General features: G+C 66.8%; 11 protein-coding genes. 5 read left to right on the top strand and 6 right to left on the bottom strand.

Annotation, left to right across the window (positions count from 1 at the left end):
• Positions 1 to 89: 89 nt before the first annotated feature.
• From AC5P7I_RS05790 to AC5P7I_RS05780, 3 genes are read right to left on the bottom strand one after another with little or no spacing between them, the layout of a single operon-like run.
• Positions 90 to 1,805, bottom strand: a complete 1,716-nt coding sequence (locus AC5P7I_RS05790) for an alpha-amylase family glycosyl hydrolase (protein WP_032957794.1) — start codon at positions 1,803 to 1,805, stop codon at positions 90 to 92.
• A complete protein-coding gene (locus AC5P7I_RS05785; protein ID WP_053494596.1) occupies positions 1,805 to 3,292 on the bottom strand; it encodes an MFS transporter in 1,488 nt (495 codons plus the stop codon). The genes AC5P7I_RS05790 and AC5P7I_RS05785 overlap by 1 nt, the downstream gene beginning before the upstream one ends.
• On the bottom strand, positions 3,289 to 5,481 hold the full coding sequence (locus AC5P7I_RS05780) for a glucosidase family protein (protein ID WP_053494595.1): 2,193 nt from the start codon (positions 5,479 to 5,481) through the stop codon (positions 3,289 to 3,291). The genes AC5P7I_RS05785 and AC5P7I_RS05780 overlap by 4 nt, the downstream gene beginning before the upstream one ends.
• A 237-nt stretch (positions 5,482 to 5,718) precedes the next feature.
• Between AC5P7I_RS05780 and AC5P7I_RS05775 the strand changes: the two genes are divergently transcribed.
• Both AC5P7I_RS05775 and AC5P7I_RS05770 read left to right on the top strand, forming a co-directional pair.
• Positions 5,719 to 7,773, top strand: coding sequence for a glycoside hydrolase family 97 protein (locus tag AC5P7I_RS05775; RefSeq protein ID WP_262088361.1), 2,055 nt, complete (start codon positions 5,719 to 5,721; stop codon positions 7,771 to 7,773).
• Positions 7,774 to 8,048: 275 nt separating this feature from the next.
• Entirely contained in the window at positions 8,049 to 10,805 is a 2,757-nt protein-coding gene (locus tag AC5P7I_RS05770) for a TonB-dependent receptor (protein WP_262088360.1), read from the top strand.
• 211 nt (positions 10,806 to 11,016) lie between these two features.
• Here AC5P7I_RS05770 and AC5P7I_RS05765 read toward each other — a convergent pair whose 3' ends face one another.
• Positions 11,017 to 12,630, bottom strand: a complete 1,614-nt coding sequence (locus AC5P7I_RS05765) for an alpha-glucosidase family protein (protein WP_262088359.1) — start codon at positions 12,628 to 12,630, stop codon at positions 11,017 to 11,019.
• 214 nt (positions 12,631 to 12,844) lie between these two features.
• On the opposite strand from AC5P7I_RS05765, the gene AC5P7I_RS05760 reads away from it, so the two are divergent.
• Positions 12,845 to 13,843 carry a polyprenyl synthetase family protein gene (locus AC5P7I_RS05760; protein ID WP_126411812.1) on the top strand — a complete coding sequence of 333 codons (999 nt, stop codon included), beginning with the start codon at positions 12,845 to 12,847 and terminating at the stop codon, positions 13,841 to 13,843.
• 173 nt (positions 13,844 to 14,016) lie between these two features.
• Here AC5P7I_RS05760 and AC5P7I_RS05755 read toward each other — a convergent pair whose 3' ends face one another.
• Entirely contained in the window at positions 14,017 to 14,808 is a 792-nt protein-coding gene (locus AC5P7I_RS05755) for a dienelactone hydrolase family protein (RefSeq protein ID WP_495222145.1), read from the bottom strand.
• Between the two features lie 155 nt (positions 14,809 to 14,963).
• Here AC5P7I_RS05755 and AC5P7I_RS05750 point away from each other — a divergent pair, with 155 nt between their 5' ends.
• On the top strand, positions 14,964 to 16,199 hold the full coding sequence (locus AC5P7I_RS05750; RefSeq protein WP_239510474.1) for a hypothetical protein: 1,236 nt from the start codon (positions 14,964 to 14,966) through the stop codon (positions 16,197 to 16,199).
• Between the two features lie 70 nt (positions 16,200 to 16,269).
• Entirely contained in the window at positions 16,270 to 16,860 is a 591-nt protein-coding gene (locus AC5P7I_RS05745) for an SMI1/KNR4 family protein (protein ID WP_164077024.1), read from the top strand.
• Positions 16,861 to 16,920: 60 nt separating this feature from the next.
• On the opposite strand, the gene AC5P7I_RS05740 is transcribed toward AC5P7I_RS05745, so the two are convergent.
• On the bottom strand, positions 16,921 to 17,454 hold the full coding sequence (locus tag AC5P7I_RS05740) for a hypothetical protein (protein WP_164077023.1): 534 nt from the start codon (positions 17,452 to 17,454) through the stop codon (positions 16,921 to 16,923).
• Positions 17,455 to 17,500 lie beyond the last annotated feature (46 nt).

Below are 17,500 nucleotides of genomic sequence, written 5' to 3'. Positions count from 1 at the left end.
GTGCCGGATATGGTCACCCCGGTAGTGCCGGCCGCTGGCCGGCATCTGAAGGTGCCATGGATTCATGGGTTGCCGGCCAGCGGCCGGCACTACCGCCCCAGCCGCACGTCCCGCGCCCGCTGGTCGGCCATCGCTTTGTCCAGCTCGGCCTGCAGCGCCGGGTGCTGCACGGTGGCATCGAGCACGTACACCTTCACCCCGTGCGCCGGCACTTCGGCCTTCAGGGAAGCATCCACCTGCAACGAACCGCCGTCCAGCGCATCACGCCAGCGGCCCGCCTGGACGTACCGCGCCACGGTGAAGGTCTTCGCACTGTCGCCCTTGTTCAGCAGCACCAGCGCGGTCTGCGCCACCTCGCCATGCTGCAGCACGCGGAAGAACACCGCCTCATCACCCTGCAGGCGCTCGTTCACCTGCAGGCCGCGCTGCAGCGCCGGAGTGGCTGCGCGCAGCCGGGCGATACGCTGCAGCGGCGCGAAGATCGGACTCTTCGGCGCAGCATCCACACGCGGCTGGCCGAAGTAAGCGCGATTGCCGGCATGCTCGGCACGGCCACGCATGAAGCCCGTCTCCGAGCCGTAATAGACCACCGGAATGCCGCGCGCGGTGAACAGCCAGTTGTGTGCATCGATGAAGCCACTGTCGCTGGCCTGCAGTCGTGGCATGTCGTGGTTGTCGTAGAAGCTCATCAGCTCATACGGGTTGGCATACGGCCCACCGCTCAGATGCAGCGGCTCGGCCAGGGTCTCGAAACCCTTGCCGGCGGTGCCGAAGGTCTGCTCCAGTGCACCGCGCAACGGGAAGTCGAGCACGCTGACGTTTGCGTTGGCCGGCCAGGTGTGCTCTGCAATGCGCGCGGCATCGTAATCGAACGCTTCGCCGAACATGAACATGCCCGGGTGCTCGGCGCGGATACGCTTGACGAAGGCATGCCACCACGGGTGCGGCAACCAGCCGATGGTGTCGATGCGCAGCGCATCCACGCCCTGAGCGGCCCATTGCAGGTAAGCACCGACCAGGTAGTCCATCACCGCCGGATTGTCCTGGTTGAAGTCGGACAGCTCGGCAAGGTTGCCATCGAAGATCGAGCCGTCCTTGCTGTCGACCGGTCCAATGCTGTTGTAGAACGCGTGCAGCGGGTTGTGCTTCGGATCCAGTTCCTGCGGCGGCAGGTTCTGGTGGTCGGCGATCAGTTTTCCGTCCTTGTCGAAGATCTGCCCGAACTGCGGCTGCCGTGTCGGCATGGTCCAGGCCGGCGAACCGTGGTTGCCTACGATGTCCAGCACCACCTTCAAGCCGGCACCGTGCAGGCCCTTGGTCAGCCCGGCGAAATCCAGGTCTTTGCTGGGCAGGTGCTCATCGAGCTTGTAGAAGTTGATGCCCCAGTACCCGTGGTAGCCGGTCTTGCCGCGGTCGGTCAGCGTGCTGGTGCAGCTGATCGGCTTGCTGCCGGTGAAGGCCTCGTCCGGATTGTCGACGATGGGCGTGATCCACACCGCGCCGAAGCCGAGGTTGCGGATGTACTGCGCATTGTCGAGCACGCCGCGGAAGTCGCCGCCGAGATAGCCGATGTTGCCGTCCACCTTGTCCGGGCATGGCACCGGAATATCGAAGGTGCGGTGCACGCCGCCCTGGTCACGGTGATCGTTGGACGGATCACCGTTGACGAAGCGGTCGGTGACCACGAAGTACACCGCATCGCTGGCGAACGGTTCGGTGGTGCCCACATAGTCCGGGCGCGGCGCGGCCGCCGCATGGCCGGCCAGCAGCATCAAGGAAACAGCAACAGACAACGCAGCACGCATCACACCACCTCCGGACGGGACGGAACCCACAACACGCACAGGCCGGCAATGAACAGGCTGCAGCCGCCCAGCACCAGCACATGCATCGGCTGGCCGCCCAGCAACGTGCGCAGGGCGAAGCCGAGTGCACTGGCCGCCACCAGCTGCGGGATCACGATGAAGAAATTGAAGATGCCCATGTACACGCCCATCTTCGATGCCGGCACGCTGTCGGACAGCAGTGCATACGGCAGCGAGAGGATGGACGCCCAGGCGAAACCGACGCCGACCATCGACAGCAGCAACCAGTGCGGATCGCGGATGAACATCAGCGAGACCAGGCCGGCACCGCCCAGCCACAGGTTGACCAGATGGCTCCAGCGCAGGCCGATCGCGCGCACCATGAGTGGAATCAGCACCGCCGCCAACGCGGCGAACCCGTTGTAGGCGCCAAACAGCACGCCCACCCAGTTGGCGCCCTCGTTGTAGGCCGCCGACTCTGGTTCAGTCGAACCGAAATGGGCGCCAGCCACCGCGGCGGTGGTGTAGATCCACATCGCAAACAGCGCGAACCACGAGAAGAACTGTACCCACGCCAGGCGACGCATGGTGACCGGCATCGCGCGCAGGTCGCCGACGATGGCGGCCAGCATGTGCGTGGCCGGCAGCGTACGCGCGAGCGCCAGCAGCAGGCCATAGCCGGCACACAGGCCGGCCAGCACGTACAGCATCCGGTCGCCCTGCCGCCAGGTGATCAGCAGCGCCAGCAGTACGCCCAGCCCCAGCCATGCAGCCACCTGCACCCAGGGCGCCGGGCCGCTGATCGGCGCCGCTGCGTGATGTGCCGGAGGTTCGGCGTCATCGAAACCGGCCAGCTCCGCCGGTGAGTATTCGCGGGTGCTGACCACGGTCCAGGTGATCGCCGCCAGCAGCACCGCCGCACCGAAGTAGAACGCATAGCGCACCGTGTCCGGCACTTCACCGGCGGGCGCGGTATTGGCGACGCCGAAGTGGGCCAGGATGAACGGCAGGAAGCTGGCGACGATGGCGCCCACGCCGATGAAGAAGCTCTGCATGGCGTAGCCGGTCGGGCGCTGGCGCGGTGCCAGCTGGTCGCCGACGAAGGCGCGGAACGGCTCCATTGATACGTTGATCGAAGCATCCAGCACCCACAACGTGCCCGCCGCGATCCACAACGTCGGCGAGTTCGGCATCACCAGCAGCGCCAGCGTGGTCAGCACCGCTCCGATCATGAAATAGGGACGGCGGCGCCCCCAGCGCGTCCAGGTGCGGTCGGACAGGTAACCGATCACCGGCTGCACCAGCAGGCCGGTCAGCGGCGCGGCGATCCACAGCCCGGGCACCGCGTCGATGTCCGCGCCCAGCGTCTCGAAGATGCGGCTGGCATTGGCGTTCTGCAGGGCGAAGCCGAACTGGATGCCCAGGAAGCCGAAACACATGTTCCAGATCTGCCAGAACGACAGCTGCGGCTTGGCGGAACGATTCATCGTGCGCCCTCTGCCGCGGCCACCGGCGCCACCATCAGCGCCTGCACCTGGGCCTGGTTGAGCACGCCATCGTGCCCGCCCTTGCCCCCGGTGTAGTGCGCGAAGTGCTGCAGCGCGCTCATGTTGAAGCCTTCTTCAAGCGTGACCGTGCATCGGCCCTTGGGCACCGTGAATGTCGCCGAGGTCGAGTCCTGCATGGCCACGCTGTGCGGCAGGGTGACGGTGTGCCGCTGCAACGGCTGGCCCGGGCACTGCAGCACCAGCTGTTTCACCGCAGCGGTGACGCCGGTGTTGATCGGCCCGTTCGGATTGCGGTACTGCAGGCGCAGGCGCACCTGCCCGGCCCTGGCGGAGGTGAACTGCCAGCGCTGCGTACCCTTCAGTCGCTGCTGCGGACCGACGCAGACCATCGGGCTGTGCAGCGATTCAATTGCACCGTCGCGCCGGGTCAGGCTGAGGCAATGCTGCAGGCCATCGGCACCGATGCGTGCCAGGCCATTGCTGGCGGCGAGCGCCCGGCCGTCCTGCCACAGCACCTGGCCTGCAGCGACCACGACATTCCAGCCCCTGCCCTTGCGTTGCACCTGCGGTGCGGCCGGCGTGGCCGGTGCGCGCGCATCTGCGGCGGCCGTCGTCGCCGTGCTGCGTGGCGCCGCTGCGGCGGGCACCAGCTGCACGGTGGTGGTGGCGCCACGGGTCTTCACCTTGCCCGCCACCAGCAGGCCATCACCCACCTGCTTCGGTCGCTCCAGCACATAACGCCTGCCATCGGCCTCCAGGGAGATGCGGCGCTGATTGCCGAACAGTTCGGGCACCAGCACGGCCGGCAGCTTGGGCTGCACGCGGCCATCGTCCTGCACGCCGAACACGCCCTCGACCACCATCGACAGATAGCCGGCCACCGACCACAGCTGGCGTTCGGAGTTGACCACCGGGCCGCTCAGCACGCCCTCGTCAACATGCACCGCCTGGCTGACCAGCTCGTAGTTCTCCATGTTGGAACCGGCCAGCGCGGCGCCCTGCATCAGCGAGCGGATCTCGGCGGCGATGCGCGGTGCATCGTCCAGCTGGCGCGCCGCGCGCAGCGAATAGGCACTGACGAACGGCCAGATCGCGCGGTTGTGGTAGATCGGCTGCTGCGCCTCCTGCGGCCACACCACCGGGCTGCCGGCCGGCCCCATCGGATAGGCGGCCAATGCACGGCGCGCCCGCTCGGGTGGCAGCACTTCGGCCAGGATGCCCAGCGACAGGCCAAGCAGATCGACCTTGGCGTACGGCACCGGGTGCGCGGCCTCGCCGATGTAGCTCATGTACTGGCCGATATCCTCGCGCCAGAAGCGTGCGTCGATCTGCTGCGCCAACGCATCGGCCCATGCCTTGTAGTCGGCCGCGCGGGCATCGCCGTGCTGCCCGGCCAGGCGTTCGGCCAGGCGCAGTGCCTGGTAGTGCAGCACGTTGGTGGACAATGCGTAGGAATCACCGATGAAGCGCACGTCCTCGCGGGTCCAGCCCGGATAGGTCTGCTCGCGCCAGTCCAGGAAGGAGGTCTCGCCGCGGTACAGGCCCATCTGCGCGTCGAACACCATCGCGCGGTCCTGCGCCAGCGTGCCCTGCAGCGCCTGCCAGACCTGATCGGCAAACGCTCGGTCCTCCAGCAGATGGCGTGCCGCCAGGAACCACACCACGCGATCACTGCTGATCGGCCAGCTGCCGCCGGAACCGGTGTCCTGCGCCACGAACAGGCCGGGCGTACGCCCGTCACGGGCTGCCGACAGCTTGAACTGCAGCGACTGCCGGGTGCGCTGCGGGTCCAGCCGCGCCAGCGCCAGGTCGGCGGCGAAGCTGACATCACGGGTCCACACATAGGGCCAGCGTGCACCGGTCTGGAAGCACTCGCACGGGACCGGCCGGCCCTCGTCGAACGCCGGATCGCGGATCGCGTCCACGCGGTCCTGGGACATCTCCTGCTGGGCGAGCGCGAACAGGGCATCGAACATCACGCTGCCGGTCTGGCTGCGCATCGGTGCGGCTGCGATCTGCACTGCGCCCTTCGGCGCATGCAGCACGAAGCTGCCCTTGGCAGCGGCTTCGGCGCGCGCATGGCGACCGTCGAATTGCAGGTCGGCCGCCTGCGCGGTCGATCCCAGCGCTGCCCCCAGGGCAGCGGTCAGGCAAATGATTTTCAGCATCGAAGCGGCGGACCGGCTTGCGCCCGTCGGCCTCCCTCCCTCTCTGCACGCGTTGTAGGTCCGCACCGTCGTTGCCGGCGGGCGGGCGCGGCCCCTCCCTCAAGGTGCCTGGGCCCCATGGTAGACGCGGGGCTGTCGGCTGCGTCCAGTTGCATACGTATTCATGGCATCGCGCGGTGGCGCGCCCGCCGCGCTGGCTTATGGTCCGGGTCTGCCAACGGCGCCTTGGGAGGGGAATTGCCGATGTCATCCACTGCTGTACGCGCGGTGTTCGCGCACATGCTCGGCCTGGCCCTGATCGGGTGGGCCACGCTGGTACAGGCCGCGCCACAGGTGGCCAGCGTCCAATCGCCGGGCAAGGTATTGAAGGTCAGTCTGCTGCTGGACGGCGGCACCGCCCGCTACCGTGTCGAGCGCCTGGGCGACACCGTGGTGGAGGATTCGAAGCTTGGCTTTGCCCTGCGCGACGGTCGCCTGGACCGCGATTTCGCCCTGCTGGGCCAGCAGCGGCGCAGCGTCGACGACACCTGGGAGCAGCCGTGGGGCGAGCGCCGGCTCACCCGCGACCACTTCAACGAGCTGACCGTGCAGCTGGCTGAAACCACCGGCCGCAAGCGGCGGCTGGATGTGGTGTTCCGCGTCTACGATGATGGCCTTGGCTTCCGCTATGTGTTCCCTGAACAACCGAACCTGCGCGAAGCCATCATCGATGACGAACTGACCGAGTTCGCCATCGCGCCCGAATCAACCGCCTGGTGGATTCCCGCCGGCGAACCGATCCACTACGAATACCTGTATCAGCGCACGCCGCTGCGCGAAGTGCCGCTGGTGCATACGCCGATGACCCTGCGCAGCCGCGATGGCCTGCATCTGGCGATCCACGAGGCAGCGCTGGTGGACTATGCCGGCATGTGGCTGCGGCGCACCGAGGGGCAGCGCCTGCGCGCGCAGCTGTCGCCCTCGGCCGAAGGCTGGAAGGTACGCCGCACCCTGCCCTTCGCCACGCCGTGGCGCACGCTGCAGATCGCCGATCGTGCCGGTGGCCTGGTCGAATCGGACCTGATCCTCAACCTCAATGAACCCAACGCGCTGGGCGATGTGAGCTGGGTGAAGCCGGCCAAGTACCTGGGCGTGTGGTGGTCGATGCACCTGGACAACGAGAGCTGGGCAACCGGACCGAAGCACGCGGCCACCACCGCCAAGACCAGGAAGGTGATCGACTTCGCGGCCGCGCACGGCTTCCGCGGCGTGCTGGTGGAAGGCTGGAACCCGGGCTGGGATGGCATGTGGGTGGGCAATGGCTACGACTTCGATTTCACCCGCGCCACGCCTGATTTCGACATTGAAGCGCTGACGGCGTATGGCCTGAAGAAGGGCGTGCACCTGATCGGCCATCATGAAACCGGCTGCGCCATCGAGCACTACGAGGACCAGCTGGGTGCCGCGCTGGACCTGTATGCACGGCTGGGCGTGGACCAGTTCAAGACCGGCTACGTCTGCGACGACGGCCAGGTCGACCGCCGCAATCCGGCCGGGGGCCCACTGTGGCGCGAGTGGCACGACGGGCAGTTCATGGCCCGCCACCACCTGAAGGTGGTGCAGGAAGCCGCGCGCCGGCACCTGTCGGTCAACCCGCATGAGCCGATAAAGGATACCGGCCTGCGCCGCACCTATCCCAACTGGATCTCACGCGAAGGCGCGCGCGGCATGGAGTACAACGCCTGGGGCCAGCCACCGAACCCGCCCGAGCACGAGGTCAACCTGGTGTTCACCCGCATGCTGGCCGGGCCGATGGATTACACCCCCGGCATCCTCAGCCTGAAGGGCCGCCACGGCCAGGCCATTCCCAGCACGCTGGCCCGCCAGCTTGCCCTGTACGTGGTGCTGTACAGCCCGATCCAGATGGCCGCGGACCTGCCCGAACACTACCTGCAGCATCGCGAGGCGTTCCGTTTCATCGAGGACGTGGCGGTGGACTGGGAGCAGAGCCGCGTGCTCGATGGCGAAGTGGGTGACTACGTGACGATCGTGCGCCGCGACCGCAACAGCCGCGACTGGTTCCTCGGCAGCATCACCGACGAACACGGCCGCGTGCTGCCGGTACCGCTGGGCTTCCTGGAGCCAGGCCTGCGCTATCGCGCCGAGATCTACCGCGATGGTGAAGGCGCTGATTTCCGCAGCAACCCGTTCGCGTTCGCACGCGAAACCCGCGAGGTGACCAGTGCCGATGCACTGACGCTGGTGCTGGCACCGGGCGGTGGGCAGGCCATTCGCTTCACGCCCATCCACTGAACGTTTTCCTACCTGCGCTCCCGTAGCGCCCGAGCCCATGCTCGGGCGGCGGTGCGTAGCACCGAAACGCAGCCGAGCATGGGCCCGGCTCTACCGAACAAGGCACCTGAAAGCGATTACAACCCTGCAGACGCCATTGAATACGTATGCAGGGTGATTCCCGCGAAGAACGCGCTGCCTACCATAGCGGCGACGACAGCGGCCACCGCGTCGCACGTTCACGGCCCCGCCGGAACGCTCACAAATCGATCTGCAACATTGCCTGGGAGGGGAAAATGTTGAACCACAAGCGCAGCGCGCTGAGCATCGCGCTGGCCGTTGTCCTGGCGCCGACGCTGGCGTCGGCACAGTCCACGCAGAACACCACCACGCCGGCCGGCACCGCCGCCACCAACCTGGATACGGTGCAGGTCACCGGCATCCGCCGCGGCATCGAGAGCGCGATCGCGGTCAAGCAGGACGCCACCTCGGTGGTCGAGGCAATCTCCGCTGAAGACATCGGCAAGCTGCCCGACGTCAGCATCGCCGAATCCATCTCGCGCCTGCCCGGCCTGGCCGCCCAGCGCGTGGCCGGGCGTGCGCAGGTGATCAGCGTGCGCGGCCTGTCGCCGGACTTCGCCACCACCCTGCTCAATGGTCGCGAAGTGGTCAGCACCGGCGACAACCGCGGCGTCGAGTTCGACCAGTACCCGTCCGAGCTGGTCAACGGCGTGACGGTGTACAAGACCCCGGACGCGGCGCTGGTCGGCCAGGGCCTGTCAGGCACCATCGACATGCAGACCGCGCGCCCGCTCAGCTTCGGCGAGCGCGTGATCGCGGTCAGTGGCCGCTACCAGAAGAGCTCGCTGGGCCGCGCCGCCAACACCGATCCGTACGGCAACCGCTTCAGCGCCAGCTACATCGACCAGTTCCTGGACAAGACCCTGGGCATCGCCATCGGCTATGCGCACAGCGACATGCCGATCCAGGAGAACCAGGTCGGCCTGTACGAGCCGTGGACCACCGAGCACACCGACAAGGGCGACCGCCCGGGCGTGGGCGCCGGCACCTACTTCTCCGATGGCATCAAGGCGCTGCGCCGCACCGGCAACAACAAGCGCGACGGCGTGATGGCCACGATCCAGTTCCGCCCGAACAACAGCTGGACCAGCACCTTCGATGCCTTCCACACCGAAGCCGAGCAGATCGACACCGCCAACCAGTTCGAGCTGAACCTCAGCAACTACAACGGCAACTACACCCCGGGCCTGCTGGTCAGCAACCCGCAGGTCAACGCCAACGGCTCGTTCACCGGCGGCACCGCCAGCGGCGTGTATCCGCTGGTGCGCGGCATGTACAACAAGCGCAAGGACAAGATCGATGCGTTCGGCTGGAACAACGAGTTCAACTTCGGCGGCGTCAAGCTGGTCGCCGACCTGAACTACTCCAAGGCCACGCGCGACGAGCTGAACCTGGAAAACAACCTGCAGCTGACCCCGATGCCGCAACTGGATACGGTCGGCGTGTCGATCCGCCAGGACGGCTTCTCGCAGATCACCCCGGAGCTGAACTACTCCAACCCCGATGCGCTGTTCCTGACCAACACGATCTACGGCTCCGGCTACGGCAAGGTGCCGCAGGTGGAAGACCGCCTGAAGGGCGGCAAGCTGGCTGCCACCATCGCCCTCCCTGATGCCATCGCCTCGTGGGCACCGGATATCGACATCGGCGTGAACTATGCCGACCGCCGCAAGGTGAAGACCCAGTCCGAAGGCAACATCCTGCTCGGCGCACAGGGCGATGCCAACATCGCCTCGGACCTGCAGTACCGTCCGGTGGACCTGGGCTTCGCCGGCCTCGGCACCATCCCGGCCTGGAACGTACCGGCCGCTGTGGGTCGTTACATGACCTTCAACCCGGTCGACAACCTGGACTACCTGATCCCCAAGTCGTGGACGGTCGAAGAGAAGATCACCACCGCCTGGGCGCGCCTGAACATCAACACCGACATCGGTGAAGTGGGCGTGCGCGGCAACATCGGCGTGCAGATGCAGCACACCGACCAGAGCTCGGATTCGCGCTACTGGGACAGCTCGCAGTCAGCCGGCAACAACGTGCAGCCGTATTCGAACGGCCGCACTTACAACGACTGGCTGCCGAGCTTGAACCTGGCCTTCATGTTCCCCCACCAGCAGACGCTGCGCTTCGCCGCCGCCAAGCAGGTCGCGCGCCCGCGCGTGGACCAGATGCGCGCCGGCCTGGAGTTCGGCGTGGATACCGGCACCGGCCGGCCGGGCGGCAGTGGTGGCAATCCGCTGCTGGATCCGTGGCGCGCCACCGCGCTGGACCTGTCCTATGAGAAGTACTTCGGCGAGAAGGCCTACGTGGCTGCCGCGATCTTCTACAAGGACCTGAAGAGCTACGTCTATACCCAATCGGTGGACAACTACGACTTCACCGCGCTGCTGGGCAGCTACGTGCCGCCGCCGGGCATGACCGCGCCGGTGCTGACCACCGGCACCTTCTCCGCGCCGCAGAACGGCAAGGGCGGCACGTTGAAGGGCCTGGAACTGACCGCATCGTTCCCGCTGGACATGCTGACCGACAGCCTGCGTGGCTTCGGCCTGCAGGCCAGCGCGACCTTCAACAAGAGCGACATCACCATCCTGGATCCGGAGAGCGCCTCCAGCGTGGGCAGTGACCCGATCAGCCTGCCGGGCCTGTCCAAGCGCGTGTACAACTTCACTGCCTATTACGAGCGCAGCGGTTTTGAAGCACGCGTCAGCCAGCGCCGCCGGTCGGACTTCATCGGTGAGATCGGCAACTTCAACGGCAACCGCAGCCTGCGCTATGTCGTCGGCGAAAACGTGACCGATGCGCAGGTCAGCTACACCTTCAGCGACAGCAGCGCCCTGCGTGGCCTGACCCTGCTGCTGCAGGGCAGCAACCTGACCAACGAGCCGTACCGCACCTACGCCGGCAGCAAGGACCGCCCGCTGGAGTACATCGAATGGGGCCGCACCTACATGCTGGGCGTGAACTACAAGTTCTGAGGCAGCGCCGGGCCCTGCCCGGCAGCCCGGACCCGGTAGTGCCGGCCGCTGGCCGGCAACAGGAAACAGGGAGCAGGACCGGAAACCCGCTGCGCAGGCAGCGGGTTTTCCTTTGCGCGGATGCCGGCCGCTGGTCGGCAAGGCCCAGCCACAAAAAAGGGACGGGGCGCTTCGGCCCCGTCCCCGCAAGTACCGCCACCGGAGAAAACGGTCAGCTGCGTCGGGCGCAATACACCGCGCGTGGCGGCAGCTGGAGTTCATTGCCCTGCACCGTGCCCGCATCCGGGCCCGGTACCACCACCTGCTGCCAGTTGCCCGGCGGCAGCGGATGGCTCACCGCTTCGGCCGACAGGTTGAAGGCCAGCAGGAGGGTTTCATCTGCAAGCATACGCTCGAACAGCAGCACGGGCTCGGCGCTTTCAAGAAATCTGATGCTGCCATGCAGGAGGGCCGGCTGGGTATGCCGCCAGGCCAGAAACGCGCGGAACGCCGCCAGCACCGAATGCGGGTCGCGCTCCTGCACGGCGACCGCCGCGGCCCGGTGTTCGGCCGGGATCGGCAGCCAGGGCTGGCCGGTGGTGAAGCCGGCCAGCGATGCATCGGTCCACGGCAGCGGGGTACGGCAGCCGTCACGGCCCTTGAAATTCGGCCAGAAGGTGATGCCATAGGGGTCCTGCAGGGCCTCGAACGGCACCTCGGCCTCGGCCAGGCCCAGCTCCTCGCCCTGGTACAGGCAGACCGAACCGCGCAGCGAGCACAGCATCGCCACCAGCATCCGCGCCAGGCGCGGGTCGGCGGGGTGGCCGCCCCAGCGGCTGACCGCGCGCTCCACATCGTGGTTGGACACCGCCCAGCACGGCCAGCCTTCGGTCATCGCTGCTTCCAGGCGCGAGACCGTATCGCGGATGTAGGCCGCACTGTAGTCGTCCACCAGCAGCTCGAAGCTGTAGCCCATGTGCAGGCGGCCATCGCGGGTGTACTCGGCCGTGGTGGCCAGCGAGTCTTCCGAAGAAATCTCGCCCAGGCTGACCGCCCCCGGGTATTCGTCCAGCAGCGCGCGCAGGCGCTCCAGGAACGGCAGGTTCTCCGGCTGCGTGTTGTTGTAGTAGTGGTACTGGTAGGCGTACGGGTTGTCCGGGCTGAAGCCGCGCCCCACCCGCTTGTCGGCGGGCTTGGCCGGGTTGTCACGCAACTGTGCGTCGTGGAAGCAGAAGTTGATCGCATCCAGGCGGAAGCCATCCACGCCGCGGTCGAGCCAGAAGCGCACGTTGTCCAGGGTCGCCTGCTGCACGTCCGGGTGATGGAAATTCAGGTCCGGCTGGTCGACCAGGAAGTTGTGCAGGTAGTACTGCTCACGGCGCGGCTCCCACTGCCAGGCGCAGCCGCCGAACAGCGACAGCCAGTTGTTGGGCGGGGTGCCATCCTCGCGCGGGTCGGCCCAGACGTACCAGTCGGCCTTCGGATTGCTGCGGTCCTGGCGGCTCTCACGGAACCACGCATGCTCGATCGAAGTGTGGCTCAGCACCTGGTCGATCATCACCTTCAGGCCCAGGCCGTGGGCCTTGGCCAACAGGCGGTCAAAGTCGTCCAGGCTGCCGAACAGCGGGTCGACATCGCGGTAATCGGCGATGTCGTAGCCGAAGTCGGCCATCGGCGACCTGAAGAACGGCGAGATCCAGATCGCATCCACGCCCAGCGCGGCAATGTGGTCCAGGCGCTGGATGATGCCGGGCAGATCGCCCACGCCATCGCCGTTGGCATCGAGGTAACTGCGCGGGTAGATCTGGTAGATGACGGCTCCGCGCCACCATGGATAGTGCGACATCGACAGCCCCCCTCCGGGCATGCGGGACCCGCCGGCAGCGGGCCGAAATCCTGATCCGGCAAGCTTAGCGGCGGGCTCCCAGGCATGGCGCAACCTGCATACGTATTCACGCGGAGGGCCGCGCAGGCCGGGCTGGAATTGCCGCTCGGGCCGGTTTGCGCCCGAATTCACGGCCAGCGCCTATAATCGGTGGTGAGCCTGAAAGCCTGATCGCATGACCATCACCGAAGACACCCGTCCCGCCCTGGGCCTGCCCCAGATCCAGTCGCTTGCCGCGGCCGACATGGCCGCCGTCGACGCCCTGATCCGGCGCCGGCTGTCCTCGGACGTCGTGCTGATCAACCAGATCGCTGACCACATCATTTCCGCCGGCGGCAAACGCCTGCGCCCGATGCTGGTGATGCTGGCCGGCCATGCGGTCGGCCAGGCCGGCCCGGAGCACCACCAGCTGGCGGCGATCATCGAGTTCATCCACACCTCCACCCTGCTGCACGACGACGTGGTGGACGAATCCAGCCTGCGCCGTGGCCGCAGCACCGCCAACGCACTGTGGGGCAACGCGCCCAGCGTGCTGGTCGGCGACTTCCTGTACTCGCGCAGCTTCCAGCTGATGGTCGAGCTGGAGCGCATGCCGGTGATGCAGATCCTGGCCGACGCCACCAACCGCATCGCCGAGGGTGAAGTGCTGCAGCTGCTGCACGTACACAACCCGGACACCGACGAAGCCGCCTACCTGCGCGTGATCGAGCGCAAGACCGCGGTGCTGTTCGCCGCCGGCACCCGCCTGGGCGCGCTGGCCAGCGGCGTGGATGAAGCGACCCAGCAGGCCCTGTTCGACTACGGCATGCACCTGGGCTACGCGTTCCAGATCGCCGACGACGTGCTGGACTACTCGGCCAACGCCGAGGAGCTGGGCAAGAACCTGGGCGACGACCTCGCCGAGGGCAAGGCCACGCTGCCGCTGATCCACGCGATGGCCCACTCCGACGACATCACCCGCGAGCGCCTGCGCACCATCGTGCAGGACGGTGACGCCTCGGCGATGCCGGAAGTGCTGGCCGCGATCCGTGCCACCGGCGGCCTGGAGTACAGCCGCGCGCGTGCAGAGGAATATGCCGAAGCCGCCGAGCGCGCGCTCGACGGCCTGGGCGACAACGATGCCGTGGCCGCCCTGCGCGGCCTGGCCCGCTACGCGGTGCAGCGCTCGCATTGACCGGCTGAGGTGTGCCGACCAACGGTCGGCACCCACCAAACCGGCATTCCGGTGGGTGCCGACCGTTGGTCGGCACTGAAGCATCGGTAGTGCCGGCCGCTGGCCGGCATTCCCGATGACATCCGCAGCATCATGAGGTTGCCGGCCAGCGGCCGGCACTACCACTGCACGAATCAACGTTTCTCGAAGCGTTCCTCGAAGAACTCATCCAGCGCCTTCCACGCGCGCTTCGCCGCCCGCTCGTTGTACTGGCACCCCGGCGGACTGTTGGCATCGCGCTCGGCGAAGCAGTGCACCGCACCGCTGTAGTTGGTGAACTCCCAATCGACCTTGGCCGCGTCCATTTCCTTCTGGAAGCCAGCGATGTCCTCGGCAGTCACGCTCCTGTCGTCTGCGCCGTTGAGCACCAGCACCGACGGATGGCCGCCACCAGCCTGCGCCGACAGCGGTGAACCCAACCCACCGTGCAGGCTGACCACACCGGCCAGCGGCGCACCGGCACGGGCCAGTTCCAGCACCGTGGTGCCGCCGAAACAGAAGCCCACCGCGCCGATCCGGCCGGCATCGAGCGGCACCTTGCCCGCCTGCGCCCTGAGCACGTTCACCGCCTCCAGCGCACGTGCGCGCAGCAGCGGCCTGTCATTGCGCAGCTTGGTTGCCACCGGCCCGGCCTCGGCATCGGTCTTCGGCCGCACGCCCTTTCCGTAGACATCGGCCACCAGCACCACGTAATCATCGCCGGCCAGCTGCTTGGCCTTTTCGACCGCCGATTCGTTCACGCCCTTCCAGTTCGGCACCATCACCAGACCCGGGCGCTTGTCGTTGTCGCCGTCGTCATAGACCAGCACGCCACTGAAGGTCGTGCCCTGGTGTTTCCATCCCACCGGCTGGGTCTTCATCGCCGCCCACGCCGGCATCGCCGCCAGCCCCAGGATCACCGCCACACCGCATCGCCAACGATTCATGCGCCTGCTCCACCGAGAGGGAACCCGGAGTGTACGGGGCCGGCGTGAAGCCGAAGCACGCAATGCAGCCCCCACTTCAGATCCAGACGAACAGGCCGATAGCTAGTGTCCAGCTGTGTGCCCCCCCCCCTTCCCCAACAAGGATGTCCCGTTTCGTGAAAAACCTGGGTTCCACTTCGCTTGCCTCGCTTGCCCTTCTGCTGCCTGCTGCCCAGCTGAGCGCCAGTCCGCTGGACGAGACTTTCACCGCGTTCAGCCGCTGCGACGCCAGCTTCTTCTCCAGCCTGCACACGCACGCAGATGCATGGGCCGCGCACGCATCGTTGGGTGGGACAGGCACGATCAACTGGATCGAGACCAAGGATCGTTCCGAGACCACCAACGAGGTCCAGCTCCGTGGCGGACCCCGCATCGGCGGCCTGCCGGTCGCCACCTACTTCGACAACACGTCGGACCTGGGCGTCCTGGGTCGTTATATGAGCTGGGGGTTCACCTTCGATGCGCCACTGGACACGGTTGTCAAGCAGCTGTCGCCCTTGATCGAACATGCCGAGCGCCTGCAGGGCGATCGCGGAATGCATGCCCGTAGCGAGGTCCGCGCAGGCGATCAGTGGCTGCCCACTTCCAATCGTGGCGGCATTGCCTCCGGACGCATGCTTCTGGAACGGGTGCTGATGGTGGAATCCAGCGGCGGCAGGACCATGGTGGGATGTTCGCTGCAAGGGGCGGTAGATGCCGATGTCATGGCCCAGCTCCGCCCCGACGTACCCGCTGCCGATCGCCCGCAGCCGCAGGCGGCCGGCCGGCGACTGGAAGATGTGCCGGTTATCAAGGCTGTTGTTGATGGCGTGGACAACCCGTTGCTGGCCCCCCGGTTCACATCGCTGACCTACCGCTACCGGATCAAGGGAAGGGCCCCCTCCACTACTCCGACCACCATTACGATGGTGGCCGACAACGGCCTGTTGAAGATCACCGAGGACTACACCTCGTTCACCATGCATCGGCTGTCAAAGGCAAATCTCTTCCAGCTGGCATCCATGCGCGACGCTGCGATGACCCTGCAGACCCGGTCGCTGAAGCAGGATCTTCCCGCAGCGTGGACACCCGGCAGCCGGTTCCGCGCAGAGACGACGATGGTCTTCTATCCGGAACGCAGCACTTCCAAGCCACTCGCCACCACGCTGTCCTGCGTGATCGGAGAACGCTTCCCGGCACGCGATGTATCAGCCTCGCTTTCTGGCGATGCGATCCGGCTGGAGTGCAAGGTCGACGGCGATCGCAGTGTTCGTGCCTTCATCGAGGACCTCGGCATCGCGATCTCCCTGGAATCGCATGGCAAGTACGGCTCATCGGTCTACGACATCATCGATTTCCAGGTGGTACGCTGACACGCCGCGCCGCACGGCCGGCCTCGATGCGCGAAGCCGGCTGTGCCTGCCCTGCTCTTGGCATCTTCCGATGACCCTTGTTGATCGCTTTCTGTCTGGCCTGATTCCGCGCTTGCCCGCCGAGGATGCTCCGCAATGGGCGCGGGTACAGGGTGCCACTGTCGAAGACCTACAGCGCCTGCGGGCGCAGTGGCCACAGGTCCCTGACAGCCTGATGGAACTGTTGTCGCGCGTGGATGGCACCCATTTCCGCGAGTATCCAGGCGGCGAGGTGTGCGTGCTGATGCTCGGCTCCGATGTCGGCGACTATCCGTACTACCTGCGCTCGGTCGCACAGATCTTCGAAGACCAGCAGCAGTGGGACGACAGCATCCGTTCGATCTACGAAGAGTGGCTGGATGACGAACCGGAGATCCTGGGTGAGGGCATCGACGCCGATCTGCCGATGAACCGCCGCCTGTGCTTCTCGCACTGCATGAACAACGGCGGCACGTCGATGCTGTACCTGGATTTCGACCCGGGGTCGGGCGGCACGGTCGGCCAGGTGGTGCGCTACCTGCACGATCCGGACAGCTACGCGGTGATCGCGCCCAGCTTCGACGCCTACCTGCAACAAATGATTGGTCGCGATTACGCGTTCATCGACCAGGACGAGGATTGAAACCCAGCCGAGCATGGGCTCGACTCTACAGTAGATCCACGCCATGCGTGGATGGCGCTCTCACCCGCGTTCGATCCAGTGCAACGTGCCGGGCGCGAACGCCAACAGATCCGCCGCGGCGAGCTGATCCCGCGACCAATGATGTTCCGGCGGCTTCGGCTGCCGGGCCCCCACCGAGCCGTCGTAAACACGCACCAGAAGTCCGATACGCGCCGCACCCACACCCAGCAGGGCATCAATGCGCTGCAGCCATTGGCCGGCGTCGGCAAGAGCTCTATCGCGGCACACCTGCTGATCCTGTTCATGCCGCGCCAACTGCTCGGACAGCGCGCGAGCGATCCTGGCCTCACTCCAGCCCTTCTTCCGCCAACGTTCGGCATCGCCCTTCCATTCCGGCTGCACACTCGTCGAGGCCAGCGCGGTGCCGCAATCGCAGTACGCGGCACTCAGCCACGGCTGCCAATCCGGGCCCACCGCCGCCTGCAGGCTCGGTGATGCCTGCGCGAACAGGCGCCGGCCGCTACGGGTGAAGGCCGCGGCGGCCGCGTCGTGCGGCAATGACGTGGGCAGGAACACGGTGATGAAGGTGCACATGCGGGCATCCGGGTCCGTCCGGGGATGCCTGCATGATAAATGCACG

This window comes from Stenotrophomonas sp. YJH_SMC_138, assembly GCF_059369855.1.
Note: the sequence above shows the minus strand (reverse complement) of the source record. Positions and strands in the feature narration are given on the sequence as shown.